A 25,634-nucleotide genomic window follows, 5' to 3' on the forward strand; every position below is an offset into this window, starting at 1 on the left:
ATCCACCGATAGGCGGCACTGCCATGGCACTCCGAGACGAACTCGGTCCCTACTTCGGCGACTTCGGCGGACGCTACGTCCCCGAGTCGCTCGTGAAGGCGCTCGACGAGCTGAGCGCCGAGTACGAGCGCACCAAGGTCGACCCGGCGTTCCGCGCCGAGCTGACCGAGCTGCACCGCAGCTACACCGGCCGGCCCTCGATCATCACCGAGGTGCCGCGCTTCGCCGAGCACGCGGGCGGTGCGCGGATCATCCTCAAGCGCGAGGACCTCAACCACACCGGCTCGCACAAGATCAACAACGTGCTCGGCCAGGCGCTGCTGACCAAGCGCATCGGCAAGACCCGCGTGATCGCCGAGACCGGCGCCGGCCAGCACGGCGTCGCCACCGCCACGGCCGCCGCGCTCTTCGGGCTCGACTGCGTCGTCTACATGGGCGAGGTCGACACCGAGCGCCAGGCGCTCAACGTCGCCCGGATGCGCCTGCTCGGTGCCGAGGTCGTCTCGGTGACCACCGGCTCGCGCACCCTCAAGGACGCGATCAACGACGCGATGCGCGACTGGGTCACCAACGTCGAGACGACGAACTACGTCTTCGGCACCGTGGCCGGCCCGCACCCCTTCCCGGCGATGGTGCGCGACTTCCAGAAGATCATCGGCGAGGAGGCGCGCGAGCAGGTCCTCGCCCTCACCGGCGCCCTGCCCACCGCGGTCACCGCCTGCGTCGGCGGCGGCTCCAACGCGATGGGCATCTTCCACGCGTTCCTCGACGACCCCGAGGTCAGGCTGGTCGGCTTCGAGGCCGGCGGCGACGGGATCGAGACCCCGCGCCACGCGGCGACCATCAGCAAGGGCCGCCCCGGCGTCCTGCACGGCGCCCGCAGCTTCCTGCTCCAGGACGAGGACGGCCAGACCGTCGAGTCGCACTCGATCTCGGCCGGTCTCGACTACCCGGGCGTCGGCCCCGAGCACGCCTGGCTCTCCAGCATCGGCCGCGCCGACTACCGCGCGGTCACCGACTCCGCCGCGATGGACGCCCTGATGCTGCTGAGCCGCACCGAGGGCATCATCCCCGCGATCGAGTCGGCGCACGCCCTCGCCGGCACGCTCGAGCTCGGCCGCGAGCTCGGCCCCGACGCGACCATCCTGGTCAACCTCTCCGGCCGCGGTGACAAGGACATGACCACCGCCGCGCGCTACTTCGGACTCGTCGACCAGGGCGCGGTGCAGTCGTGAGCGGCGTCGGCCCGAGCGTCGCCGAGACCGTCCGCCGCCGCAACCACGAGGCCGCGGGCGCCCTGATCGGCTACCTGCCCGCCGGCTTCCCCGACCTCGCGACGAGCATCGACGCCGCAGTGGCCCTCGCCGAGAACGGCGTGGACGCGATCGAGCTCGGCCTGCCCTACTCCGACCCGGTGATGGACGGCCCCGTCATCCAGGAGGCGACCCAGGCCGCCCTCGCCGGCGGCTTCCGCCTGCGCCACGGCTTCGACGCGGTCCGCGAGATCCGCGCCCGCGTGGACGTGCCGGTGCTGGTGATGACGTACTACAACCCCGTGCTGCAGTACGGCGTCGAGCGCTTCGCCACCGACCTCGCCGAGGCCGGCGGCTCCGGCCTGATCACGCCCGACCTCATCCCCGACGAGGGAGCCGAGTGGATGGCCGTCTCCGAGCGCCTCGGCCTCGACCGGGTCTTCCTCGCCGCCCCCTCCTCGAGCGACGAGCGCCTGCGCGCGACCGTCGAGGCGAGCCGCGGCTTCGTCTACGCCGTCTCGACGATGGGCATCACCGGAGCGCGTGCCGACGTCGACCGCGCCGCCCGCACGCTCGTCGAGCGCCTGCGCACCGCCGGGTCGGACAGCGCCTGCGTCGGCGTGGGCGTCTCGACCGGCGACCAGGTCGCCGAGATCCTCGCCTACGCCGACGGCGCGATCGTCGGCTCGGCCCTCGTGCGCGCGCTCGCCTCCGGGGGAGTCGCCGCGGTGGCGGAGACGGCTCGCGGTCTGGCAGAGGGCACGCGTCCGCGCGCCTGACGCCTCCCAGTACACTCGGGATGCCCGTCGGGGCGCGGCGCCGCCGCGACCGCGGGATCCCTCCTTCGAAAGGTCGACGTACCGGTGTCCGTACCGCTGAGCATCCCGAGTCCGCCCGAGGCGTGGAGTCAGTACGACTTCACGCTCTTCGATCGCGCGTTCTCGATCCACACCTACGCCGTCTGCATCCTGGTCGGCATCGTGGTCGCCACGATCATGACGAACGCCCGCCTCAAGCGCCGCGGCGCCGAGCCGTGGGTCGTCCTCGACATCATCATCTGGGCTGTGCCGCTCGGCATCATCGGCGCGCGGCTCTACCACGTGCTCACGCACCCCGGCGACTACTTCTACGCCGGCGCGGACCCGTGGGAGATCATCCGGATCTGGAACGGTGGCAACGCGATCTTCGGCGGCCTGATCGGCGGCGCCGTCGGCGCCTGGATCGGCTGCCGCTGGACCGGCGTCCGCTTCTGGACCTTCGCCGACGCCCTCGCCCCCGGCATGCTCGCCGCGCAGGCCATCGGCCGCCTCGGCAACTGGTTCAACCACGAGCTGTTCGGCCTCCCGACGACCCTGCCCTGGGGCCTCGAGATCGAGAGCAGCAACCCGGCCTTCCCCGTCGGCCTGCCCGCCGGCACGCTCTTCCACCCGACCTTCCTCTACGAGATCCTCTGGAACGTCGTCGGCATCGCGGTCATCCTGCTGCTCGAGCGCCGTCTCAAGCTGCAGTGGGGCACCGTCTTCGCCGCCTACCTGATCTGGTACGGCATCGGCCGCGTCTGGTTCGAGTCCATCCGGATCGACCCGAGCGAGTTCTTCTGGGGCATCCGCACCAACGTCTGGGCGGCGCTGGCCGCCGTCGTCGTCGGCCTGGTCCTCGTCGTGATCCAGCGGCGCGAGCACCCGGGTCGCGAGACCTCGGCCTATCGGCCCGGCCGCGAGTGGACGCCCGCCCCGGCTGCGGTAGAATTCGAGGACGTCGAGTCCGACTCCGACGCCACCACTCCTTCTTCCGGCACCGACGCCGAGAAGTCGACGGTCTCCCGCAGCTGACGCGGTCCGCGGCACCCCCGCGGCCCCGCATCCAGCTCACCTCTCCGTCCGTCCGCCCCACCGCGGCTCAGCCACAAGCGCTGCCGCGGGGGAGCGAGCGCACGACCCCGACGACGGCGCCAGACCTCCGCTCCGCGACCACCGAATGCACGGCCCTCCCGATCGGGGAGCCGCTCCTCCACCACCACACCGCGGGCCAGCGACGTCCCGATCCGCTACGACTCTCGTGAGGACGGTCCCCATGGCTCCCGTTCAGCCCTCGCCCCGCGTCCCCGCCGTGCCGTTCCTCGGCACCCCGTCCGCGCAGGGGATGTACGACCCGGCGGCCGAGAAGGACGCCTGCGGTCTCGCCATGGTCGCCACCATGCGCGGGACGGCCGGGCACGACATCATCGACGCCGCGCTGAACGCGCTGCGCAACCTCGAGCACCGCGGCGCGGTCGGCTCCGACGCCGGCACCGGCGACGGCGCGGGGATCATCACCCAGATCCCCGACGACTTCCTGCGCGCCGTCGCGGCCATCGAGCTGCCCCCCGTCGGGCAGTACGCGGTCGGCAACGCCTTCCTCCCGGTCGACGTCTTCGAGCGCGAGCGGGTCAAGTCGACCATCGCCGAGCTGGCGCGCGAGGAGAACCTCACCGTCCTCGGCTGGCGCTCCGTCCCGGTGCAGCCGGACGAGATCGGCACGCTCGCCCGCGCCGCCATGCCGGCGATCGAGCAGCTCTACGTCTCGAGCGAGCTGACCGACGCGGCCGGCGTGCCGCTGGCCGGCCTCCGCCTCGACCGCCTCACCTTCCGCCTGCGCAAGCGCGTCGAGCGCGAGCTCGAGGTGTACTTCATGTCGCTCTCGAGCCGCACGCTCGTCTACAAGGGCATGGTCACCACGCTCCAGCTCGAGCCCTTCTACCCCGACCTCTCGGACGAGCGCTTCACCTCGAAGCTCGCGCTGGTGCACTCCCGCTACTCGACCAACACCTTCCCGTCCTGGCCGCTCGCGCAGCCGTTCCGGATGATCGCGCACAACGGCGAGATCAACACGGTGCAGGGCAACCGCAACTGGATGCGCGCGCGCCAGTCGCAGCTGAAGAGCGCCGAGCTCGGCGACCTCTCGCCGCTGTTCCCGATCGTCTCGACCGGCCGCAGCGACTCCGCCTCGTTCGACGAGACGGTGGAGCTGCTCACGCTCGCCGGCCGCTCGCTGCCGCACGCGATCATGATGATGGTCCCGGAGGCGTGGGAGAACCAGGCCGCCGCGATCGACCAGAAGCGCCGCGCCTTCTACGAGTACCACTCGATGCTCATGGAGCCGTGGGACGGCCCCGCCGCGATCGTCTTCACCGACGGCGACCTCGTCGGCGCCACGCTCGACCGCAACGGCCTGCGTCCCGGCCGCTACGTCGTCACCGACGACGGCCTCGTCGTGCTCGCCAGCGAGATCGGCGTGCTCGACATCGACCCCGCCAAGATCGTCCGCAAGGGCCGGCTGCAGCCGGGCCGGATGTTCCTGGTCGACACCGAGCAGGGCCGCATCGTCGAGGACGAGGAGATCAAGGCGCAGCTCGCCGACTCCGGTCCCTTCGACGAGTGGCTCGACAAGGGCCGCATCAACCTCAAGGACCTGCCCGAGCGCGAGCACATCGTGCACACGCCCGCGTCGGTCAACCGGCGCCAGCGCACCTTCGGCTACACCGAGGAGGAGGTGCGGCTCCTGCTGCTGCCGATGGCGAAGGCCGGTGCCGAGCCGCTCGGCGCCATGGGCTCCGACACCCCGGTCGCGGTGCTCTCCAAGCGCCCGCGGCTGCTGTTCGACTACTTCACCCAGGCGTTCGCGCAGGTGACCAACCCGCCGCTCGACTCGATCCGCGAGGAGGTCGTCACCTCGCTGCGCCTCGGTCTCGGCCCGGAGCGCAACCTGCTCTCGGCCGGCGCCGAGCACGCCCGCCAGGTCGTCCTCGACTTCCCGGTGATCGACAACGACGAGCTGGCCAAGATCCAGCACATCGCGCCGCGCCCGCTCAGCCACATCACCACGACGATCCGCGGCCTCTACCGCGTCGACGCCGGCCCCCGCGCCATGCAGGACCGGCTCGACGCGATGTGCGCCGAGGCGGACGAGGCGATCGCCGCCGGCGCGCAGTTCCTCGTGCTCTCGGACCGCGACTCCACCAAGGACCTCGCGCCGATCCCCTCGCTGCTGATGCTCGCCGCCGTGCACCACCACCTGATCCGCACCGAGAACCGGATGCGCGTCGGGCTGGTCGTCGAGGCCGGCGACGTCCGCGAGGTGCACCACGTCGCGACGCTGATCGGCTACGGCGCCTCCGCGGTGAACCCGTACCTCGCGATGGAGACCTGCGAGCAGCTGGTCCGCAGCGGCATGATCTCGGACCTCTCGCCCGAGAAGGCCGTCAAGAACGTGATCAAGGCGCTCGGCAAGGGCGTGCTCAAGATCATGTCCAAGATGGGCATCTCGACCGTGTCCAGCTACGCCGGCGCGCAGACCTTCGAGGCCGTCGGCCTCAGCCAGGTCTTCGTCGACCAGTACTTCACCGGCACCGCCTCCAAGCTCGGCGGCATCGGGATCGAGGTCGTCGCCGAGGAGAACGCCGCGCGCCACCGCGCCGCGTACCCCGAGGACGGCGCGGTCGTCGCGCACGAGCGCCTCGCGGTCGGCGGCGAGTACCAGTGGCGCCGCGACGGCGCGCCGCACCTCTTCAACCCGGACACCGTCTTCCGGCTGCAGCACTCCACGCGGAACCGCCGCTACGACGTCTTCCGCGAGTACACCAAGATGGTCGACGACCAGGCGCTGTCGCTGATGACCCTGCGCGGCATGTTCACCCTCGACACGGAGGGCCGCACGCCCGTCCCGATCGACGAGGTCGAGCCGGTCGAGTCGATCGTCAAGCGCTTCTCCACCGGGGCGATGAGCTACGGCTCCATCTCGCCGGAGGCGCACGAGACGCTCGCCATCGCGATGAACCGCCTCGGCGCCAAGTCGAACACCGGCGAGGGGGGCGAGGACACCGAGCGACTGCTCGACCCCGAGCGCCGCTCCGCGATCAAGCAGGTCGCCTCGGGCCGCTTCGGCGTCACGAGCATGTACCTCACCCACGCCGACGACATCCAGATCAAGCTCGCCCAGGGCGCCAAGCCCGGCGAGGGCGGCCAGCTGCCGCCGACCAAGGTCTACCCGTGGATCGCGCGCACCCGGCACGCGACCGCGGGCGTCGGCCTGATCTCTCCGCCGCCGCACCACGACATCTACTCGATCGAGGACCTCAAGCAGCTGATCTTCGACCTCAAGCGGGCGAACCCGAAGGCGCGCATCCACGCGAAGCTCGTCAGCCAGTCGGGCATCGGCGCGGTCGCGGCCGGCACGGCCAAGGCCCTCGCCGACGTGATCCTCGTCTCGGGCCACGACGGCGGCACCGGCGCGAGCCCCGTCAACTCGCTCAAGCACGCGGGCACGCCGTGGGAGCTCGGCCTCGCCGAGACCCAGCAGACGCTGATGCTCAACGGCATGCGCGACCGCGTCGTGGTGCAGGTCGACGGCCAGATGAAGACCGGCCGCGACGTCGTCATCGGCGCCCTGCTCGGCGCCGAGGAGTTCGGCTTCGCCACCGCCCCGCTGATCGTCGAGGGCTGCATCATGATGCGCGTCTGCCACCTCGACACCTGCCCGGTGGGCGTCGCGACGCAGAACCCCGAGCTGCGCAAGCGCTTCAACGGCAAGCCCGAGTTCGTCGTCAACTTCTTCGAGTTCATCGCCCAGGAGGTGCGCGAGTACCTCGCCCAGCTCGGCTTCCGCTCGATCGACGAGATCGTCGGCCACCGCGAGCTGCTCGACGTCAACCGCGCCATCGAGCACTGGAAGGCGAGCGGGCTCGACCTGACGCCGATCCTGGTCGGCCCGGTCTTCCGCGCCGAGGAGCCGCGCCGCCACGGCCGCGCGCAGGAGCACGAGCTGGAGAAGCACTTCGACAACGAGCTGATCCGCCTCGCCGCGAACGTCCTCGACCACCGCGGCACCGTGGTGATCGACCGTGAGATCAAGAACACCGAGCGCGCCGTCGGCACGATGCTCGGCCACGAGGTGACCGTCCGCTACGGCGAGAACGGGCTGCCGGCCGACTCCATCACCGTGAACCTGCGCGGCTCGGCCGGGCAGTCGCTCGGCGCGTTCCTGCCCGCGGGCATCACGCTGCGCCTCGAGGGCGACTCGAACGACTACGTCGGCAAGGGCCTCTCCGGCGGTCAGATCGTGGTGCGGCCCGACCGCCGCAGCACCTTCGACGCGTCGGCGAACGTCATCGCCGGCAACGTCATCGGCTACGGCGCGACCCAGGGCACGATGTTCATCCGCGGAATGGTCGGCGAGCGCTTCCTGGTCCGCAACTCCGGCGCCACGGCGGTCGTCGAGGGCGTAGGCGACCACGCGCTCGAGTACATGACCGGCGGGCTCGCCGTCATCCTCGGCGCGACCGGCCGCAACCTCGGCGCGGGCATGTCCGGCGGCACCGCCTACATCCACGACCTGAGCCGCGAGCTCGTCAACCGCGACGCGATCGCCACCGGCGAGCTGACGCTCTCCGAGCTCGGCAGCGCCGACGTGGAGATCCTGCGCGACCTGCTCGAGCGGCACGTGGCCGAAACCGAGTCGACCCTGGCCCAGGGGATGCTCGACGATTTCGACGGAACCGTCTCGCGTTTCGTCAAGGTACTGCCCCGCGACTTCGCCGCGGTGCTCGCGACGCGAGCATCCGCCGTCGAAGAGGGGCTCGACCCCGACGGCGACGTCGTCTGGGGACGGATTCTGGAGGTGACCGGTGGCTGATCCCAAGGGATTCCTGAAGGTGCAGGACCGGGAGCTGCCCAAGCGGCGCCCGGTGTCCGTGCGGCTGATGGACTGGAAAGAGGTGTACGAGCAGGGCGACACCGCCGTGTTGCGCCGGCAGGCCGGCCGCTGCATGGACTGCGGCATCCCGTTCTGCCACAAGGGCTGCCCGCTCGGGAACCTGATCCCCGAGTGGAACGACCTGATGTGGCGCGGCGAGGGCCGTCAGGCGATCGAGCGCCTGCACGCGACCAACAACTTCCCGGAGTTCACCGGCCGTCTGTGCCCGGCGCCCTGCGAGTCGTCCTGCGTGCTCGGGATCAACCAGCCCGCGGTCACGATCAAGCAGATCGAGGTCTCGATCATCGATCAGGCCTTCGGCAACGACTGGGTGCAGCCGCACCCGCCGGAGCGCCTGACCGGCAAGACGGTCGCCGTCGTCGGCTCCGGCCCCGCCGGTCTCGCCGCCGCGCAGCAGCTCACGCGCGCCGGGCACACCGTCGCGGTCTACGAGCGCGACGACCGCATCGGCGGCCTCCTGCGCTACGGCATCCCCGACTTCAAGATGGAGAAGAAGCACCTCGAGCTGCGCCTGAACCAGATGAAGGCCGAGGGCACCCGCTTCCGCGCCGGCGTCGACATCGGCACGGACATCACCTGGGACGACCTGCGCGCGCGCTACGACGCCGTCGTGGTCGCCACCGGCGCGATGGTCCCGCGCGATCTGCCGATCCCCGGCCGCGACCTGGCCGGCGTGCACTTCGCCATGGAGTACCTGGTGCAGTCGAACCACGCCATCGCCGGCGACCGCGTCTTCGAGCAGATCTCGGCCGAGGGCAAGCACGTCGTCGTCCTCGGCGGCGGCGACACCGGAGCCGACTGCATCGGCACCGCGCACCGCCAGAAGGCGGCCTCGGTCACCAACCTCGCGATCGGCACGCAGCCCCCGTCGCAGCGTCCGGACAGCCAGCCCTGGCCGATGGACCCGACCGTCTTCGAGGTCGCCAGCGCCCACGAGGAGGGCGGGGAGCGCGTCTACCTCGCCTCCACCGTCGAGTTCCTCGCGAACGAGGTCGGCGAGGTCCGCGCCGTGCGCGTGGCCGAGACCGAGTACCTCGACGGACGCCGCGTGCCCAAGGCGGGCACCGAGCGCGAGATCCCGGCCGACCTGGTCCTCCTGGCCCTGGGCTTCACCGGCCCGGAGTCGGAGCACCTCGCCGGCCAGCTCGAGGTCCCCTTCACGGACCGCGGCAACGTGGTCCGCGGCGACCGCTTCGAGACCAGCGTCCCGGGCGTCTTCGTCGCCGGGGACGCCGGCCGCGGCCAGTCGCTGATCGTCTGGGCGATCGCCGAGGGCCGCTCCGTCGCGGCCGAGATCGACCGCTACCTCGAAGGCACCACCCAGCTGCCCGCGCCCGTCGGGCCCAACGACCGGGGCTTCACGCTCTAGTCCCACGGACGCGATAGTCTTCGCGCGCCAGCTTCACAGCTCACCCTCCCCGCTATCGACGCGCCCTCGGGCGCAGAACAACGGAGCACCCCCTCAATGAGACGAGCGAAAATCGTCGCCACCCTCGGCCCGGCAACGTCGTCGTACGAGACCATTCGTGCGATCATCGACGCCGGCGTGGACGTGGCCCGCATGAACCTCAGCCACGGCAGCTACGACGTGCACGAGGGCATCTACCGCCTCGTGCGCAAGGCCGCCGAGGACTCCGGTCGCGCCGTCGCGATCATGGTCGACCTGCAGGGTCCCAAGATCCGCCTCGGCAAGTTCGAGGGCGGTCCGTACCCCCTCGCCGAGGGCGACGTCTTCACGATCACCACCGAGGACGTCCTCGGCACCAAGGAGCTCTCGGGCACCACGTTCAAGGGCCTGCCCGACGACGTGAACCCGGGCGACATGCTCCTGATCGACGACGGCAAGGTCGCGGTCCGCGTCACCGCCGTCGAGGGTCCCCGCGTCATCACCGAGTGCGTCGTCCCCGGCAACATCTCGAACAACAAGGGCATCAACCTGCCCGGCGTCGCGGTCAACGTGCCCGCGCTGTCGCAGAAGGACGAGGACGACCTCCGCTGGGCGATCCGCCTCGGCGCGGACATCATCGCGCTCTCCTTCGTGCGCAACGCCAGCGACATCGTGCGCGTGCACGAGATCATGGCGGAGGAGGGCCGCAAGGCTCCCGTCATCGCCAAGATCGAGAAGCCGCAGGCGGTCGACAACCTGCAGGAGATCATCGACGTCTTCGACGGCATCATGGTCGCCCGCGGCGACCTCGGCGTCGAGCTGCCCCTCGAGGCCGTGCCGATCGTGCAGAAGCACGCCGTCGAGCTCGCCCGCCGCTGGGCCAAGCCCGTCATCGTCGCCACCCAGATGCTCGAGTCGATGATCGAGAGCCCGCGCCCCACCCGCGCCGAGGCCTCCGACGTCGCCAACGCCATCCTCGACGGAGCCGACGCGGTCATGCTCTCCGGCGAGACGAGCGTCGGCGCCTGGCCGGTCGTCACCGTCCAGACCATGGCCCGCATCGTCGAGTCGACCGAGGAGCACGGGCTCGAGCGGATCCCCCCGCTCGGCAGCAAGCCGCGCACCCAGGGCGGCTCCGTCACCCTCGCCGCCGCCGAGGTCGCCGAGTTCGTCGAGGCCAAGTTCCTCTGCGTCTTCACCGAGTCCGGCGACTCCGTCCGCCGCATGACGCGCCTGCGCCACGGCATCCCGATCATCGGCTTCACCCCCGAGCCCTCGGTCCGCCGCCGCATGGCGCTCAACTGGGGCGTCCAGTCCTACGTCACGCCCCGCGTGAACCACACGGACGCCATGTTCGCCCAGGTCGACGCCGTCCTCCTCCGCGAGAACCTCGCGAAGGCCGGCGACACCGTCGTCGTCGTCTCCGGGTCGCCCCCCGGACGCGCCGGCACCACCAACGACATGCGCGTGCACGTCGTCGGCTCCTCCAGCTCCTCCGAGCCGGTGGAGAACTGGGACCACTGAGTCTCTGCAGAAGGGCCCGGTCGCTGTCGCGACCGGGCCCTTCTGCGACGGACTCCTCGTTCCTCGTCGTCCGTCGGCGGTCGGCTTCTCGGCGGGTTGGGCTGGCAAGGGCCGGTCGCGTTCCGGGTACGACGATCCGCTGGCACGCGGATCGCCGGTGACCCTGCGGAGCGGCGGCCGGTCTGCAGGGGTGGCGACCCCTCCGGGGCGCCACGCTCCGGAGCGGGGGTGGGTGCTTCCGCTCCTGCTGATCGAGCAGCCGCGCAGCGGCCCCAGCACGCTGGTCGAGTAGCCCCGCAGCGGCCCAGCATGCTGGTCGAGTAGCCCCGCAGGGGCCCCAGCATGCTGGTCGAGTAGCCCCGCAGGGGCGTATCGAGACCCACCACCGCATGCACGTCGGTCTCTTCCCCGCCCTGCGATGGCGCCGAAGGCGCCCCCTCCGCTCGATACGCCCGCTCCGCGGGCTACTCGATCGGCATGCACGCGCCCAACGCTGCGGTGCCGATCCTCGGGGGCGTCGCCGCCGTCCAAGGGCGGCTGCGGGCCGCGCTAGCGTGGGGGCATGCGACTCGGCGTGCTCGACATCGGCTCCAACACGGTCCATCTGCTGCTCGTCGACGCGCACCCCGGGGCGCGGCCCGTGCCGTACCGGTCGCACAAGCGCAGCCTCGCGCTGGTCGCCTACCTCGACGCCGCGGGCGACATCACGGAGGAGGGGCAGCGCGAGCTGATCTCCTTCGTCGCGGAGGCGCACGAGGTCGCCCGCCGCCACCGCGCGGAGGACCTGCTCGCCTTCGCCACCTCCGCGATCCGCGAGGCAGGCAATGGCGCCGCGGTGCTCGAGCGCGTCCGCACCGAGACCGGCGTGCACCTCCAGGAGCTCGGCGGCGAGGCCGAGGCGTCCGCGACCTTCCTCGCCGTGCGCCGCTGGTTCGGCTGGGGCGCCGGCTCGATCCTCGACCTCGACGTCGGCGGCGGCTCCTTCGAGCTGTCGATGGGCGTCGACGAGGTGCCCGAGCTCGCCGTCTCGGTGCCGCTCGGTGCCGGCCGCGTCACCCGCGACCTCCTCGACGGCGACCCCGCCTCCGCGACGAGTGTCAAGGCCGCCCGCCGGCACGCCCGCGAGGTGCTCGCCGAGCCCGTCCGCGCCTTCCTCGCCCTCGGCACGCCCGACCTCGTCGCGGGCACCTCGAAGACCTTCCGCTCGCTGGCCCGGATCGCCGGCGCCGCTCCCAGCGCCGCCGGCCCGCTCGCCCGCCGCGAGCTGCACCTCGTCGACCTGCGGCTGTGGTCCTCCCGCCTCGCCGCGATCAGCGCGGCCGACCGCTCGGCGCTGCCCGGCGTCTCCACGCTCCGCGCCCCGCAGCTGCTGGCCGGTGCGCTCGTCGCCGAGGCGGCCATGGAGGCGCTGCACGTCGAGACGCTCGTGATCTGCCCGTGGGCGACCCGCGAGGGCCTGATCATCCGCCGCTTCGAGCTCCTCGACGCGCAGCTGCAGCGCGAGGAGCCTCAGCTGAGCGTGATGCTGTAGGAGAAGGCGCGCTGCTCGCCCGGGGCGAGCACGAACTGCCGCGGCTTGTCGACGATGTCGCCGTCCCAGCCCTCCGGCGTCGGCACGCTCCGCCACGGCTCGATGCAGACGAACGGCGCGCCGACCGGCTTCCAGACTCCGACGACGTCGAAGTCGCCGGTGTCGACCGCGATCGAGCGCGCGCCGTCGGCCTCGAGCGTCAGCGTGCGCCGGCGCGGCTCGTCGAAGATCAGCACGCCCTCCTCGAAGTGCGCGTCGTCCACCGTGAGCACGCCGTCCTCGAGCGGTGCTGGGTGGCGCTCGGCGACGAGGAGGTTCTCGGGAGCGCGGCGGAAGCCCTCCGGCTCGGGCTGCGCGAAGCGGATCCGGTGCTCACCGGTGGCCCCGGGAAGCGGCAGAGCGAACGCCGGGTGGTTGCCGACCGAGGCGCCGAGCGGCTCCGTGCCGCGGTTCTCGACGGTCTGCGTGATCCGCAGCGTCGATCCGGTCACCGCATAGGCGATCAGCAGCGACCAGTCGAAGGGGAACACCGCGCGGGTCGCGTCGTCGCTGCGCAGCCGGAAGACGGCCTCGTCGCCGCCGACGCCGGCCAGCTCGAAGACGCGGTCGCGCGCGAAGCCGTGCTGGCCCATCGGGTGGTCGCGGCCGTCGTGGTGCAGGGTGTCGCCCGGCAGCCGCCCGATGATCGGGAAGAGCACGGGAGCGTGCCGGCGCCACTCGGGGCCGGCCTGCCAGAGGTACTCGCGGTTCTCGGTGTCGCGGAGGGAGGTCATCTCGGCGCCCGCGGTCGTCAGCGCCACGCGGAGCTCGTCGCTGCCGATCGCGAGGACGGTGGGCTCGGGGGAGTCGTTGCTGCTCATCCTCCGATTCTGCCGCTGACCCGGGCCGGCGCGGGGACCGGCGCCGCACCGACCGCGGATCGGTGTCGGACCGGCGTGACAGCATGGGGCGATGCCTCCCGAGAAGTCCGCCGCCTCCTGGCGCGCCCGCGTGGGCGAGCTCAGCGGCGGCGACCCTGGAGAGCCGACTCCGACCCTCACGCCGATCGGCCTGCAGTTCGAGCTGCGCCGCCTCGTCCGGCGCGCCGACGACCCGTGGCGCGCGCCGACGAGCGAGCGCGTCACCGCGGCGACCTACGACCCCGCCGAGCGCGACGACCACCGCCTCGCCACCCGCCCGGTCGTGCCGGGCCGCGGCGGCGCCTGGAACCGCTCGACTCTCACCTGGAAGTCGCTGAACTTCCAGACCCACCGGCTCTCGCTCGATCCGGCGCATCAGCGCTGGTTCGCCGAGTTCGCGGCGCTGCACCGGGCGACCCGCACTGTGCATCTCGGCCAGGACCCGGACTGGATCCACCTCGACGACTACGAGAGCCCCCTGCTCTGGCGGCTGCTCGAGCAGGCGGAGGGCCTGCGCATCCCGCTGCTGACCACCGGCACGGGTGCTCTCGCGCGCTCCGCCTCGGCGCACGTCGCCCTGGTCGCGTCCGAGCTGGCGGGCGCCCTGGAGCTCACCCCCGTCCTCCGGCTCGACGTCGGCGAGCGCCCGCTCGAGGCCGCCAGGCCCATCGCTCGACACGGCGTCTACCTGGTGGAGTCCGGCGACCCGACCGCGCTGCTGCTCGCGCCGACCCCGCAGCCGCTCGACGACGAGGAGCTGCGGCTGCTCCGCCATCCCGAGCCGACGAGCGTCCCGGCGGAGGACGTCGGCGAGTTCCTGGCGGAGCACCTGCCGACCCTGCGAGGCCGCGTCGCCGTGCGGGGCGCGGACGCCGGCTTGGAGCTCGACGAGCCCGAGCCGCCGCGGCTGGTCTGCACGGTCTCGTTCGAGCCGCGCCGCGTCGTCCGGGTCGGCTTCCACTGGCGGCGGAGCGCCGACCGGGCGCGCGAGCTCGACGGAGCCGGCGACGACGCGTTCGAGGACTCGATCCTCCGCCGTGCCCGGACCGTCCTGGCCGCCGCGCAGTCGGACGTGGTCCCCGACGTCGACCGGCCCGCGGTCCTGCGCGGCGCGGCGGCGGCGGTCTTCGTCGTCGAGCAGCTGCCGCTCCTCGAGGGCGTCGGCGGCGTGCGGATCGAGCGCGAGGGGAAGCAGCCCGACTACCGTCTGCTGAACGGACCGCTCACGCTCACGCTGACCGCGGCCGACACCGAGAGCGCCGACTGGTTCGACCTCGGCGTCGTCGTCACGATCGGCGACGCGAGCGTCCCCTTCGGCCCGCTGTTCCGCGCGCTCGCGAACGGCGGCGACCGGATCCGGCTCGTCGACCACTCCTACCTCTCGCTCGCGCATCCCGGCCTCGACCGGCTCCGCGAGCTGCTGCAGCGCGCCGACGAGCTGGAGGAGTGGGAGACCGGCCCGCGGATCGGCCGGCACCAGACCGCGCTCTGGGAGGAGCTGGACGAGCTCGCCGACGCGAGCACCGCCTCCGACGCCTGGAAGGACGTGCTCGAGAACGCTCTGGCGGCCGGAGCGCCGGTCGACGTCGAGCCGCCGGCCGGCCTCTCGGGCGAGCTGCGCTCGTATCAGCGCGAGGGCTACTCCTGGCTCGTGCACCGCCGCCGGCACGGTCTCGGCGGGATCCTCGCCGACGACATGGGGCTGGGCAAGACGCTGCAGACCCTCGCGATGATGCTGCAGGCGGTGGAGGAGGCGCGCGCCGCCGGAGTCCGCGCGGCGCCGTTCCTCGTGGTCGCGCCGACCTCGGTGCTGCCCGGCTGGCTCTCGGAGGCGGCCCGATTCGCCCCGTCGCTCCGGGTCGCGGCGGTGACCAGCACCCGGGACGGGCGCGGCGACACCCTCGCCGCCCGTCCCGGCGATCTCGACGTCGTGGTCACCAGCTACGCGGTGCTCCGCCTGGCCGGCGAGCAGTGGGCCGAGCGGGAGTGGTCGGCGCTCGTCCTCGACGAGGCGCAGTTCGTGAAGAACCCGTCCTCGCAGGCGCACCGGGCCGCCCGCGGCGTCGGCGCGCCGATCACCCTCGCGCTCACCGGCACGCCGCTCGAGAACTCGCTCGACGAGCTGTGGGCGGTCCTCGCGCTGACCGCGCCCGGTCTCCTGCCGTCGCTCCGCCGCTTCCGCGAGGAGTTCACCCGCCCGATCCTGCACGCGGACGAGCCGGTCGGCATCGTCTCGCCGGACCTGTCGGCGGGGCGCACGGTCTCGCACTCCGAGGGTGCGCGGCGGCGCCTCGACCGGCTGCGCCGACGGATCCGCCCGTTCCTGCTGCGCCGGACGAAGGAGGCGGTGGCGCCCGAGCTGCCCGAGAAGCAGGAGCAGACCCTCGAGGTCACCCTCGCCCCGAGTCACCGCGTGCTCTACGACGGCTACCTGCAGCGCGAGCGGCGGAAGCTCCTCGGGCTGGTCGACGACCTCGACCGCCAGCGCTTCACCGTGTTCCGCTCGCTCACGCTGCTCCGGCTGCTCGCCCTCGACGCCTCGCTGGTCGATCCCGCGTACCGGCACGTGCCCTCGGCCAAGCTCGACGCGCTGATCGAGCAGCTCGACGACGTGCTGGCCGAGGGGCGCCGGGCGCTCGTCTTCAGCACCTTCACCTCGTACCTCGAGCGGGCGGCCGAGCGGCTGCGGCGGCGGGGGATCCCGTTCGTGCAGCTCGACGGCTCCACCCGCGATCGGGGTGCGGTGATCGAGGAGTTCCGCTCCGGAGCCGCGCCGGTGTTCCTGATCAGCCTGAAGGCGGGCGGGACCGGGCTCACGCTGACCGAGGCCGACCACGTCTTCATCCTCGACCCCTGGTGGAATCCGGCAGCCGAGGCCCAGGCGGTGGACCGCGCGCACCGGATCGGCCAGGAGCGCCGGGTCAACGTCTACCGGCTGGTGGCGAAGGACACGATCGAGGAGAAGATCGTCCGGCTGAAGGAGCGGAAGGCTCGGCTGAGCACCGCCGTGCTCGACGAGGGCGAGCTGTTCGCGCAGGCGCTCACCGCCGACGACCTGCGGGAGCTGCTGGGGGAGTGAGGCGGGCCGGCACCTCCTGGCGTCATCCGAGGACCTCGGACGACCCCAGCGGCCCGGGCGCCTCATGCGCTGTAGCACCCCTGGCGGAGTGAGGGAAGAGACGGTCGCACCCAGGATCCGAGCGCAGACTCGATGGATGAGTCGACGCCGTCCCCGCCCCCGCCCCGACTGGGTCGCCGCCCTCGAGACGGGCGACGACGCGGGCCTCTTCGGCCCCGGCAGCGCCGTCTGGGCCGTGAACGGCGCGATGCCGACGATGGTCGCCGGCGTCCGCGCGCTGCTGATGCAGACGCTGCACGCGGGCGCGATGGCCGGCGTGCACGACCACTCCCGCTACCGCGAGGACCCGATGGGCCGCCTCGACAACACCGTGCGCTGGGTGCTCACCACCAGCTTCGGCGACACCGCCACCACCTCCGGAGCCGCCCGCTGGGTGACCGGCGTGCACGAGCGGATCGTCGGCACCTACCAGGACGCCGCCGACGTCGAGCGGCACTACTCGGCCCAGGATCCGCGGCTGCTGCTGTGGGTGCACGACGCCTTCACCGACGCCTTCCTCGGCGCGCACCAGCTGTGGGGCGGCCCGATCCCGGGCGGCGCCGACGCCTACGTCCGCGAGTGGGCCGCATCGGGCCGCCTGCTCGGGGTCGAGAACCCGCCCGAGAGCGTCGCCGAGCTGCGCGAGCAGCTGGCCGGGTTCGCGGGCGAGCTGCGTCCCGACGAGCGCGTGCACGAGGCGGTCGAGTTCCTCCGGACGGTGAAGCTCCCCGGGGAGGCCGGCGTGATCTACCCGCTGCTCTTCGCCGGTGCCACCGCCTCCCTGTCGCCCGAGGTGCGCCGCCTCCTCGGCCTCCGCCGCCCGTGGTGGCCCGCGATCACCGCGACCCGCCTGCTGATGCGCTCCCTCGAGTTCTACCTCGGCCGCGTCTCGCCCAGCGAGCGCGCCGCGCGCACCCGCCTCGGCCGCCTCGCCGCGACCCGCACCGCCGCGAGCTGACCGCGGTCTCGGACTCCGCCGTTCTGCCGCGGCCCATTCCGCGCACCTCCGGCTCGCGGAATCGCTCCCGGCACGCCGGAACCGCTCGTTCCCGCGTGCCGAAGCCGGTTTCGCGAGGCGGAGGTGGCGCGCGGAGCAGCCGACTGCCCGTTCGGCTCGCAGAATGACGTCCGGCACGTCGGATCGGCTCGTTCCCTCGTGCCGAAGCCGGTTTCGCGAGCCGGAGGTGGTGCGGCGAGTGGCCGCGTACCCGTTCGGCTCGCGGAATCACGTCCGGCACGTCGGACCAGCTCGTTCCCGCGTGCCGAAGCCGGTTTCGCGAGCCGGAGGTGGCCCGGAGAGCGGCCGGGCGCACGTCCGGCTCGCCGAATCACGTCCGGCTCGCCGAATCACGTCCGGCACGTCGGAACTGCTCGATTCTGCGTGCCCACGCCGGTTCCGAGTGCCGAAGGTGATGGCGCGAGCAGCCGCTCACGCCTCCGGCACGCAGAAACGCGTCGGGCACGTCGGATCCACCGGATCCCGCGTGCCGAACCGCTTCTCGCGAGCCGGAGCCGACCGCCGCACCAGTTCTCCGGGCTTTCCGAACACCTGTCCGGGAAGTGGTAGACTGCCGGAGATGTCTTCCGCTCGAGCCGCCTCTCCGCACGGAGTGGAGGCACCCGTCACCGCGGGGTCCGCGTCGGCCGATCCGCGCACGCGCCGCACCCGCCGCCGGGTCTTCGACGCGGTCGAGCGGCTCGTCATGCAGACCGACGGCGGCCGTGCCGAGGGCATCGCGGTCAGCGACATCGTCCGCGAGGCGGGCATCAGCCGCAGCTCGTTCTACTCGCACTTCGAGGACGCGGCGGCCGTCGCCTCCGCCCTCCTCCGCGAGGACCTCGTCGTCGCGGACGTCGCCGCTCCCGACCCCGCGGACCGCACCGGCGCCCGCGCGCTCCGACGCGGCTACGTCCGTCTCGTCGACCGACTCGTCGACCGGCACGCCTTCCACGCCCGGCTCCGCGCCCGCGCCTCGGCCCGGGTCGCCTCGGACGACGCCGTGCTCGACACCGTGCTCGCTCTGCACCGCGAGGTGCTCGCCCGCGTCGACGCCCCCGCCGGCGTCGATCCCGAGCTGACGGCGACCTTCGCGGCCGGCGGCGTGCTCGCCGTGGTCGGCGCCTGGCTCGCCGGCGGCCTCGACGGCACCGACGAGGAGCTCGTCGAGCAGCTCGTCGCACTCCTCCCGCCCTGGCTGGCCGACGCGCCGCTGCGGGCCCCGGACTCCTCCTCCCTCCCACCACGCCCCACGATGAAAGGCACGACATGATGACATTCGAGGTCGGCGAGACCCTGGTCTACCCGCACCACGGAGCGGTGACGATCACCGGGCTCGAGAAGCGCTCGGTCAAGGGCGTCGAGAAGACGTTCATGACGATGAACGTGCACACCAGCGAGCTCACGATCACCCTGCCCGTCGAGAACGCCGAGCTCGTGGGGGTCCGCGAGATCATCGACGACGCCGGCGTGCAGGCCGTCTACGACGTGCTCCGCAGCGACGTGGCCGAGGAGGCCAGCAACTGGTCGCGCCGGTTCAAGGCCAACCAGGAGAAGATGGCGAGCGGCAGCGTCTACCGCGTCAGCGAGGTCGTCCGCGACCTGTGGCGCCGCGAGCAGGCCGGCGGAGTCTCGGCCGGCGAGAAGCGCATGCTGCTGAAGGCCCGCCAGATCCTGGTCTCGGAGCTCTCGCTCGCGCTGAAGGCCACCGACGAGGAGGCCTCCGCGAAGCTCGACGAGGTCCTCGCCTCGGCGATCTGATCCGCCCCGACGGCGCGTCCACCCTCCGGGGCGGGCGCGCCGTCGGCGTCTCCGCGCCCCGGCTCGCCCCCGTCGTCAGCCGTCCTAGGCTGGTGGAGTCGGCCGGACGCGGTCGCGTGCAGGGGAGCGGACGGGAGCGCGGGTCGATGACGGCATCGGACGAGGCGACGAGCGCCGCCGCCGCGCTGCAGGAGCTGCTCGCACAGACCGTCGTCGAGCTCGAGCTCCGCGGTGTGCCCGATCAGGCCCTCGCCGAGCTCCGCCGGCCGCGCGCGATCCTCGGCTTCCGCCGCGCGCCCGTGATGGCCCCGGTCACCCGGGCCTGGCGACTCGGCGTCCTGCTGCTCGGGCACGACGGCGACGTCTTCGCGACCGGCTCGGTCACCCGCTCCGTCGCACCGCTGCACGCCAACAACCAGTCGGAGTCGCAGGAGGCGCGTCGGGAGATCCGCAAGGCAGCCTTCGACGGGCCCTTCCAGGAGGGCGAGATCGTCAACCACGGCTGGCGCCGCCTGGCGATCGACGCCGACAGCCTCGCCGACGGTCAGGAGCCGCTGTCGCTCCGGGGCGACCGGGTGGTGGTCCGCTGGGCACCCGGCCTGGGCGAGCAGGGCCTCATGCCGCTCGAGCGCTACCTCGCCGACCGGCTCGATCTGCTCGACGGGGCGTAGGAGCCGACCGCCCCGGCCGGCTCCGCCGCGTCACTCCGCCGCGTCACTCCGAGTCCGCAGCGTCACTCCTCTTCGGCGACCGGGTGGAACCAGGGCGGGTAGACCGCGACGCGGGGAGAGGCCCCGCTGTTCTCGAACATCGCCTTGACCTTGTTCTTCATGGTGACCGACGGCACGCCGACGACGGCGATCTCCTCGATCGGGAAGCGGTCCGGCACGAGCGCCTCGGCGCTGCGCAGCGCCGGCTCGTCGACGAGGAGCCGCGCGAAGGTGCGCACGAGGGCGTCGCCCTCGGTGAAGCGGGTGAGCACGTGGGACGCGTCGCCGTCGCTCAGCACGGGGGCGGAGGACAGCGAGCCGACCAGGACGACGAACTGCGACGCCGTGGTGGTGTGCGCGCGGGGCGACCAGTGCGGCAGCACGCGGTCGCCGCGGAGGTCGGCCCAGAGGGCGGCGTCGGGGGAGAGGAAGAACGGGACGTAGCCGGCCACGCTGACGCCGTCCTTGACCTGGACCGCGCGGCGGTGCTCGCGGGTGGTCTCGGCGCTGACGTCGACCGCGGGGCGGCCCTCGAGGTTCTGGTCGGCCAGGACGGCGCCGGCGGCGACGATCGCCTCGAGGTTGTCGAGGTGGGTCACGTGGTAGATGCGCTGCGCGGTGATGTCCACCTGCGGGAGCGGCTTCTCGCGGGCGGTGCCGCGGGCGGCGGCGCGAGCGGTGGCCGCGCGGGACGTGCCGGGCACGCGCACCGGAGCCCGGGTGCGGCCCTGCGGCTCGGGGAGCTTGGCGGGGGAGCAGACGTCGCAGAGAGCGATGTCCAGACCGTGGATGCATTCTTCGGGCACGCGTGTAATCCTTCTGCGCGCGGTCTCGGGATTCCGGCGCAAGGTCGACGTTACGCGACCGCGGCGACCCCGTGCCGTCCCGGCGGTGATCCGCGGACCTCCGACGTGCCCGGCCGCGCATCGCCTGGGAGCGGGAGAGGCGCCGCTGTCGGCCCGCGTAGCGTGGGCCGGATGAAGCGCACACCCCCCGCCGAGGGACAGGAATCCGTCTGGGACTACCCGCGACCGCCCAGGGTCGAGCCGACCTCCGAGCACGTCGTGGTCCGGCTCGGCGGCGTCGTCGTCGCCGACACCCGCGAGGCGTTCCGCGTCCTCGAGACCAGCCACCCGCCCGTCTACTACCTGCCGCGCAGCGCGTTCGCCGACGGCGCGCTCGAGCCCGCCCCCGGTCGCAGCATCTGCGAGTTCAAGGGCGCGGCCTCCTACCTGACGGTCCGCGGCGGCGCGGCGGTCGCCGAGGCGGCCGGCTGGATCTACCCCGAGCCGATGCCGGGCTTCGAGCAGCTCGTCGACACGGTCGCGCTCTACCCGGGGCGGATGGACTCCTGCACCGTCGACGGGGAGACCGTGCAGCCGCAGCCGGGCGACTTCTACGGCGGCTGGATCACCTCCCGCGTGGTCGGTCCGTTCAAGGGCGCGCCCGGGACGATGTTCTGGTGACGCTCCGGCGGCTCCGGCGTAACGCCGGGTAACCCCCCGACGCGCCGCCCGCCTCCTCTGCCACGGTGGTGCCCACTGCCGGAGGGCGGGCACGAGGGAGGCGGATCATGGCACGGCACGGGCACGCGAGCGAGGATGGCTGGGGCTTCTCGACCCGGCAGCTGCACGCCGGAGCGGTCGAGGACGCGCTGCACGCGCGGCGCACTCCGATCTACCTCACGGCCGGCTTCAGCTTCGACTCCTTCGACGAAGCGCGCGATCGCTTCGCAGGCGCGGACGGCTACACCTACACCCGGGTCGGCAACCCGACCACCGACGCCGTCGAGCGCCGCCTCGCCGCCCTCGAGGGCGGCGTCGAGGCGCTCCTGGTCGGCAGCGGTCAGGCGGCCGTCTCGGTCGCCCTGCTGTCCCTCGCCTCCGCCGGAGACCACGTGGTCGCCGCCGCGAGCCTCTACGAGGGCACCCGCAACCTCCTGCTGGAGAACCTCGCCCGCCTCGGCGTCGGCGCCACGTTCGTCGAGGACGCCGACGACCCGCTCGCCTGGGCCGCCGCGATCACTCCGCGCACCCGCGCCGTCCTGATCGAGTCGATCCCCAACCCGCGCAACGACGTGGTGGACGTCCGGCTCGTCGCCGAGGTCGCGCACCGCGCCGGCGTCCCCGTCGTCGTCGACAACACCTTCGCGACCCCGTACCTCCTCCGCCCGCTGGAGCACGGCGCCGACATCGTCGTGCACTCGGCCAGCAAGTTCCTGGCCGGGCACGGCGCCGTCATCGCCGGGGTGATCGTGGACGGCGGCAGCTTCGACTGGCGCACGCCGCAGTACCCGCACCTCGCCGCGGCGATCGAGCGCGGCGGCGACCCCGAGCGGGCCTTCGCCGACTACGCCCGTCACGTGGTCGCCGGCCGGATGGGGCCGACCGTCTCACCGCTCACCGCCTTCCTGCTCGAGCAGGGGCTCGAGACGCTGTCGCTGCGGGTCCGCCACCAGTCGCGCAGCGCCCTGGCCGTCGCGCGCTGGCTGGAGGAGCGGCCCGAGGTCGCGAGCGTCGACTACAGCGGACTCGCCTCCAGCCCCTCACACGCGCTCGCCCGCCGCCTGCTGCCGCTCGGGCAGGGCTCGGTCTTCTCCTTCACTCTGCACGGCGGGGAGGAGGCGGCGCGCCGCTTCTCGGACGCGCTCGGCCTCTTCACCCGGATGACCCACCTCGGCGACGTCCGCTCGCTCGTGCTGCACCCGGCCTCGACCACGCACGTCGGCCGCACGGCCGAGCAGCTCGAGGCCGCGGGGATCGGCCCCGGTCTGCTGCGGCTCTCCATCGGCATCGAGGACGTCGAGGACCTCCTCGCCGACCTCGAGCTCGGGCTGCGCGCCTCGGCCGTCCGGCCGCTCGTGCTGGCGGAGGCGTCGTGAGCCGGCCGCAGCACTTCGCCTGGTTCCTCTCCCGCGGTTTCGGTCCGCAGGCCTGGGGTCAGCCCGGCTGGGAGTGGGACCACTCCTGGACGACGGCCGAGGTCTACCGGCGCAGCGCCCGCGAGCTCGAGCAGGCCGGCTTCGACCTCGTCATCATCGAGGACGCGCTCTCGCTCGGGAACGCGAGCACCCTCGACCTCCGCATCCGCCGCGCCTACGGCGGGCCCAAGCACGACCCGCTGCTGCTCGCGCCGTCGCTCTTCGAGGCGACGCAGCATCTCGGCGTCGCGCCGACCGTGAATCCGATGGCCTACAGCCCGTATCAGGCGGCGCGCCAGTTCGCCACGCTGCAGCACCTCAGCGGCGGCCGGCTCGGGCTCAACGTCGTCACCGATGTCGGCAGCAGCCGGCACTTCGGCCTCGAGCCGCTGCCCCACGACCGCGCCTACGACCGCGCGCACGAGTGGCTCGACTCGCTGCGCGAGCTCTGGCGCAGCTGGGACGACGGCGCGCTCATCCAGGACGAGGCGACCGGCCGCTTCGCCGACGGCGACCGGCTGCACGCCCTGCAGCACCGCGGGACGCACTACTCCTTCGACGGCCCGCTGAATGCGCTGCCGTTCGGCACCGGATCCTCCTCGGCCGCCGCCGGCCCGGGCGAGCCGGTCATCGTCTCGCCCGGCGGCTCGCCGCGCGGCATCGACTTCGCCGGCGCGCAGTCCGAGATCCAGCTGGCCCTCGCCTCGCTCGACACCGCGACGGTCCGCGCCTACCGAGAGCGGGCTCGCGCCGCGGCCGCCGCGCACGGCCGGAACCCCGACGACCTCACGATCCTCTTCGTCTTCAAGCCGATCATCGTGTCGAGCCGGGAGGAGGCGCAGCGCCTCGTCGACGCCTCCGCCCACCCCGACGACGCGGCGCTGCTCACCGCGGCGGCCGCCTGGTCGAGCGACCTCGAGACCGACCTGACCGCGCTCGACCTCGACCGTCCGATCGACCCGTCGGTCTTCGGCGAGCACGTCTCGCGCGGCAGCATCGCCGGCCTCTACGGCGGTGCCGACGAGGACGCCCCGCTGCGCGCCCTGCTCACCGCGAAGGCGCGGCTCGGCCTGATCGCCGACCGCGGCGGAGTGGTGGGCACCGCGGAGGAGGTCGCCGACTTCGTCCAGGAGCTCGGCGACGACGCGGACAACGACGGCTTCGCGTTCTCCGGCGACTTCCACCCGGTGACGTTGCACCGGATGCTCGACGAGCTGGTGCCGATCCTGCGCCGCCGCGGGATCCTGCGGCGGGAGTACCCCGGGGGCGGTCTGCGCGGGAGCCTCGCGGAGTTCTGAGCGGCTCGGCCCGGTCGGTTCTCGCTAGGAGTCCGCCGCCGGCTCGGCTATCAGGAGCGCACGGGCCGCCTCGAGGCCGGAGACCTCGAGCGCCCACTCCGGGCGGCGGAACGTCTCGGGCGTGACGCGGAACCGGATCTCCTCGACCGCCACTCCGTCGGCGCCGACCGTGCGCTGCATCCCGTTGGGCTCGTAGCCGAGCCCGGTCGACACCCGGATCGACGCCGTGTTCCACGCCAGCGCACTGCTCTCCGCCACCTCCGCACCGAGGTGGTCGAAGGCGAGCAGCAGGGCCGCCGCCCGCATCTCCCGGCCGAGACCGCGCCCCTGCGCCGCGCGCGTGAGCCACGAGCCGGAGGAGACGGTGCGCCGCGCCGCGAACTCGTCGGCGAGCAGGTCCTGGCAGCCGATCACCGCGCCGTCCTCGACGATCGCGAAGGCCACGCGCCAGGAGTCCGGCCGCGTCGCCGCACGGAGCGACCACTGGTAGCGGGCGAGATCGGCGGGCAGCTGCTCGGCGGGCGCCTCGGCCCAGGCCGCGGGGAACGGCGATCGGCCGGGCTCGTGGATCCCGGCGACGGCGGCCGCGGCGAGGGCCGGCAGATCGGCGTCGCGGACCGGGTGCAGCTCGAGGCGCGGCGTGCGCAGCACGAGGGAGAAGAGCGGCCAGGCCGCCGAGGAATCGTCCATCCGACGACGCTAGCGAAGTGGCGACGCGCGCGGGGCGCCTGCGGTACCGGTGGTGGGACTCGAACCCACAAGCCCTCTCGGACAGAGCATTTTGAGTGCCCCGCGTCTGCCATTCCGCCACACCGGCTCATCACGAGCCTGTCGAGAATACCGTAGGCTCTTCGGCGTGACAGACCAGGAAACTCCGCAGACCGCACCCCGTCGGGTCGTCGTCGCAGAGGACGAATCGCTCATCCGCATGGACATCGTGGAGATCCTCCGCGACAACGGCTTCGAGGTCGTCGGTGAGGCGGGCGACGGCGAGACGGCCGTGGCCCTCGCCACCGAGCTGCGCCCCGATCTGGTGATCATGGACGTGAAGATGCCCCAGCTCGACGGCATCTCCGCCGCCGAGCGCCTCTCGAAGGCGCACATCGCCCCCGTCGTCCTGCTGACCGCCTTCAGCCAGAAGGAGCTGGTCGAGCGCGCGAGCGAGGCCGGGGCGCTGGCCTACGTGGTCAAGCCGTTCACGCCGAACGACCTGCTGCCGGCGATCGAGATCGCCCTCTCCCGCTACGCCCAGATCCTCACCCTCGAGGCCGAGGTCGCCGACATGGTCGAGCGCTTCGAGACCCGCAAGCTCGTCGACCGGGCCAAGGGCCTGCTCAACGAGAAGATGGGCCTCTCCGAGCCCGAGGCGTTCCGCTGGATCCAGAAGGCGTCGATGGACCGCCGCCTCACCATGCACGACGTCGCGCAGGCGATCATCGAGCAGCTCAGCCCCAAGAAGTAGGGCGGCCGCGGCCCGAAGGCCGCG

The 25,634-nt window shown here is 72.8% G+C and carries 19 protein-coding genes and 1 tRNA gene; 16 read left to right on the forward strand and 4 right to left on the reverse strand.

Features of this window, described 5'->3' with window-relative positions:
* Nucleotides 1-23 precede the first annotated feature (23 nt).
* The 7 genes from trpB to EDF36_RS11230 all read left to right on the forward strand — a co-directional run bounded on the left by trpB (nucleotide 24) and on the right by EDF36_RS11230 (nucleotide 12,445).
* A complete protein-coding gene (trpB, locus tag EDF36_RS11200) occupies nucleotides 24-1,235 on the forward strand; it encodes a tryptophan synthase subunit beta (RefSeq protein WP_123446237.1) in 1,212 nt (403 codons plus the stop codon).
* Nucleotides 1,232-2,032 carry a tryptophan synthase subunit alpha gene (trpA, locus tag EDF36_RS11205; protein WP_123733065.1) on the forward strand — a complete coding sequence of 267 codons (801 nt, stop codon included), beginning with the start codon at nucleotides 1,232-1,234 and terminating at the stop codon, nucleotides 2,030-2,032. The genes trpB and trpA overlap by 4 nt, the downstream gene beginning before the upstream one ends.
* An 84-nt stretch (nucleotides 2,033-2,116) precedes the next feature.
* On the forward strand, nucleotides 2,117-3,085 hold the full coding sequence (lgt, locus tag EDF36_RS11210; protein ID WP_372487855.1) for a prolipoprotein diacylglyceryl transferase: 969 nt from the start codon (nucleotides 2,117-2,119) through the stop codon (nucleotides 3,083-3,085).
* Between the two features lie 241 nt (nucleotides 3,086-3,326).
* Nucleotides 3,327-7,922, forward strand: a complete 4,596-nt coding sequence (gene gltB, locus EDF36_RS11215; RefSeq protein ID WP_123733066.1) for a glutamate synthase large subunit — start codon at nucleotides 3,327-3,329, stop codon at nucleotides 7,920-7,922.
* Nucleotides 7,915-9,372: a glutamate synthase subunit beta gene (locus EDF36_RS11220; protein WP_123446240.1), complete on the forward strand. Its 1,458-nt coding sequence runs from the start codon at nucleotides 7,915-7,917 to the stop codon at nucleotides 9,370-9,372. Before gltB ends, EDF36_RS11220 begins: the two co-directional genes overlap by 8 nt.
* Nucleotides 9,373-9,468: 96 nt before the next feature.
* Entirely contained in the window at nucleotides 9,469-10,914 is a 1,446-nt protein-coding gene (gene pyk, locus EDF36_RS11225; RefSeq protein ID WP_123446241.1) for a pyruvate kinase, read from the forward strand.
* A gap of 562 nt (nucleotides 10,915-11,476) precedes the next feature.
* A complete protein-coding gene (locus tag EDF36_RS11230; RefSeq protein ID WP_123733067.1) occupies nucleotides 11,477-12,445 on the forward strand; it encodes a Ppx/GppA phosphatase family protein in 969 nt (322 codons plus the stop codon).
* Here the strand turns inward: EDF36_RS11230 and EDF36_RS11235 are convergent.
* Nucleotides 12,424-13,305: an aldose 1-epimerase family protein gene (locus EDF36_RS11235; protein WP_123733068.1), complete on the reverse strand. Its 882-nt coding sequence runs from the start codon at nucleotides 13,303-13,305 to the stop codon at nucleotides 12,424-12,426. The genes EDF36_RS11230 and EDF36_RS11235 overlap by 22 nt on opposite strands.
* Before the next feature lie 91 nt (nucleotides 13,306-13,396).
* Between EDF36_RS11235 and EDF36_RS11240 the strand changes: the two genes are divergently transcribed.
* The 5 genes from EDF36_RS11240 to EDF36_RS11260 all read left to right on the forward strand — a co-directional run bounded on the left by EDF36_RS11240 (nucleotide 13,397) and on the right by EDF36_RS11260 (nucleotide 19,891).
* A complete protein-coding gene (locus tag EDF36_RS11240; RefSeq protein WP_123733069.1) occupies nucleotides 13,397-16,423 on the forward strand; it encodes a DEAD/DEAH box helicase in 3,027 nt (1,008 codons plus the stop codon).
* Between the two features lie 136 nt (nucleotides 16,424-16,559).
* Nucleotides 16,560-17,420 carry an oxygenase MpaB family protein gene (locus EDF36_RS11245; protein ID WP_123733070.1) on the forward strand — a complete coding sequence of 287 codons (861 nt, stop codon included), beginning with the start codon at nucleotides 16,560-16,562 and terminating at the stop codon, nucleotides 17,418-17,420.
* A 619-nt stretch (nucleotides 17,421-18,039) separates the two neighbouring features.
* Entirely contained in the window at nucleotides 18,040-18,732 is a 693-nt protein-coding gene (locus tag EDF36_RS11250; protein WP_148060022.1) for a TetR/AcrR family transcriptional regulator, read from the forward strand.
* Nucleotides 18,732-19,220 (forward strand): CarD family transcriptional regulator, encoded by a 489-nt coding sequence (locus tag EDF36_RS11255; RefSeq protein WP_123446565.1) that lies wholly within the window; start codon nucleotides 18,732-18,734, stop codon nucleotides 19,218-19,220. The genes EDF36_RS11250 and EDF36_RS11255 overlap by 1 nt, the downstream gene beginning before the upstream one ends.
* A gap of 146 nt (nucleotides 19,221-19,366) precedes the next feature.
* Entirely contained in the window at nucleotides 19,367-19,891 is a 525-nt protein-coding gene (locus EDF36_RS11260) for a hypothetical protein (RefSeq protein ID WP_123704348.1), read from the forward strand.
* A 62-nt stretch (nucleotides 19,892-19,953) separates the two neighbouring features.
* On the opposite strand, the gene EDF36_RS11265 is transcribed toward EDF36_RS11260, so the two are convergent.
* Nucleotides 19,954-20,736: a DarT ssDNA thymidine ADP-ribosyltransferase family protein gene (locus EDF36_RS11265; RefSeq protein ID WP_159422559.1), complete on the reverse strand. Its 783-nt coding sequence runs from the start codon at nucleotides 20,734-20,736 to the stop codon at nucleotides 19,954-19,956.
* Between the two features lie 171 nt (nucleotides 20,737-20,907).
* On the opposite strand from EDF36_RS11265, the gene EDF36_RS11270 reads away from it, so the two are divergent.
* The 3 genes from EDF36_RS11270 (at nucleotide 20,908) to EDF36_RS11280 (ending at nucleotide 24,148) form a co-directional block, all read left to right on the forward strand.
* Nucleotides 20,908-21,396, forward strand: a complete 489-nt coding sequence (locus tag EDF36_RS11270) for a DUF427 domain-containing protein (protein ID WP_123733334.1) — start codon at nucleotides 20,908-20,910, stop codon at nucleotides 21,394-21,396.
* 107 nt (nucleotides 21,397-21,503) lie between these two features.
* The gene (locus EDF36_RS11275; RefSeq protein WP_123733073.1) at nucleotides 21,504-22,811 is read left to right on the forward strand and encodes an O-acetylhomoserine aminocarboxypropyltransferase/cysteine synthase family protein; all 1,308 of its coding nucleotides are present in this window, start codon (nucleotides 21,504-21,506) and stop codon (nucleotides 22,809-22,811) included.
* Nucleotides 22,808-24,148 carry an NtaA/DmoA family FMN-dependent monooxygenase gene (locus EDF36_RS11280; protein WP_123733074.1) on the forward strand — a complete coding sequence of 447 codons (1,341 nt, stop codon included), beginning with the start codon at nucleotides 22,808-22,810 and terminating at the stop codon, nucleotides 24,146-24,148. Before EDF36_RS11275 ends, EDF36_RS11280 begins: the two co-directional genes overlap by 4 nt.
* 24 nt (nucleotides 24,149-24,172) lie before the next feature.
* Here EDF36_RS11280 and EDF36_RS11285 read toward each other — a convergent pair whose 3' ends face one another.
* A complete protein-coding gene (locus EDF36_RS11285; protein WP_123733075.1) occupies nucleotides 24,173-24,838 on the reverse strand; it encodes a GNAT family N-acetyltransferase in 666 nt (221 codons plus the stop codon).
* Nucleotides 24,839-24,882: 44 nt separating this feature from the next.
* Nucleotides 24,883-24,965, reverse strand: a tRNA-Leu gene (locus EDF36_RS11290).
* A 39-nt stretch (nucleotides 24,966-25,004) separates the two neighbouring features.
* Here EDF36_RS11290 and EDF36_RS11295 point away from each other — a divergent pair.
* Nucleotides 25,005-25,610, forward strand: a complete 606-nt coding sequence (locus EDF36_RS11295; RefSeq protein ID WP_123446252.1) for an ANTAR domain-containing response regulator — start codon at nucleotides 25,005-25,007, stop codon at nucleotides 25,608-25,610.
* The last annotated feature ends 24 nt before the right edge of the window (nucleotides 25,611-25,634 follow it).

Origin of the sequence: Rathayibacter sp. PhB152 (assembly GCF_003751395.1) — a bacterium.
In the GTDB taxonomy this organism is placed as follows: Bacteria; Actinomycetota; Actinomycetes; order Actinomycetales; family Microbacteriaceae; genus Rathayibacter; species Rathayibacter festucae.

What these genes read in the sequence shown, in the direction of transcription:
- trpB (WP_123446237.1), top strand. Translation starts at nt 24, where the DNA reads ATGGCACTCCGAGACGAACTCGGTCCCTACTTCGGCGACTTCGGCGGA.
- gltB (WP_123733066.1), top strand. Translation starts at nt 3,327, where the DNA reads ATGGCTCCCGTTCAGCCCTCGCCCCGCGTCCCCGCCGTGCCGTTCCTC.
- pyk (WP_123446241.1), top strand. Translation starts at nt 9,469, where the DNA reads ATGAGACGAGCGAAAATCGTCGCCACCCTCGGCCCGGCAACGTCGTCG.
- EDF36_RS11230 (WP_123733067.1), top strand. Translation starts at nt 11,477, where the DNA reads ATGCGACTCGGCGTGCTCGACATCGGCTCCAACACGGTCCATCTGCTG.
- EDF36_RS11235 (WP_123733068.1), bottom strand. Translation starts at nt 13,305, where the DNA reads ATGAGCAGCAACGACTCCCCCGAGCCCACCGTCCTCGCGATCGGCAGC.
- EDF36_RS11240 (WP_123733069.1), top strand. Translation starts at nt 13,397, where the DNA reads ATGCCTCCCGAGAAGTCCGCCGCCTCCTGGCGCGCCCGCGTGGGCGAG.
- EDF36_RS11245 (WP_123733070.1), top strand. Translation starts at nt 16,560, where the DNA reads ATGAGTCGACGCCGTCCCCGCCCCCGCCCCGACTGGGTCGCCGCCCTC.
- EDF36_RS11250 (WP_148060022.1), top strand. Translation starts at nt 18,040, where the DNA reads ATGTCTTCCGCTCGAGCCGCCTCTCCGCACGGAGTGGAGGCACCCGTC.
- EDF36_RS11255 (WP_123446565.1), top strand. Translation starts at nt 18,732, where the DNA reads ATGACATTCGAGGTCGGCGAGACCCTGGTCTACCCGCACCACGGAGCG.
- EDF36_RS11260 (WP_123704348.1), top strand. Translation starts at nt 19,367, where the DNA reads ATGACGGCATCGGACGAGGCGACGAGCGCCGCCGCCGCGCTGCAGGAG.
- EDF36_RS11270 (WP_123733334.1), top strand. Translation starts at nt 20,908, where the DNA reads ATGAAGCGCACACCCCCCGCCGAGGGACAGGAATCCGTCTGGGACTAC.
- EDF36_RS11275 (WP_123733073.1), top strand. Translation starts at nt 21,504, where the DNA reads ATGGCACGGCACGGGCACGCGAGCGAGGATGGCTGGGGCTTCTCGACC.
- EDF36_RS11285 (WP_123733075.1), bottom strand. Translation starts at nt 24,838, where the DNA reads ATGGACGATTCCTCGGCGGCCTGGCCGCTCTTCTCCCTCGTGCTGCGC.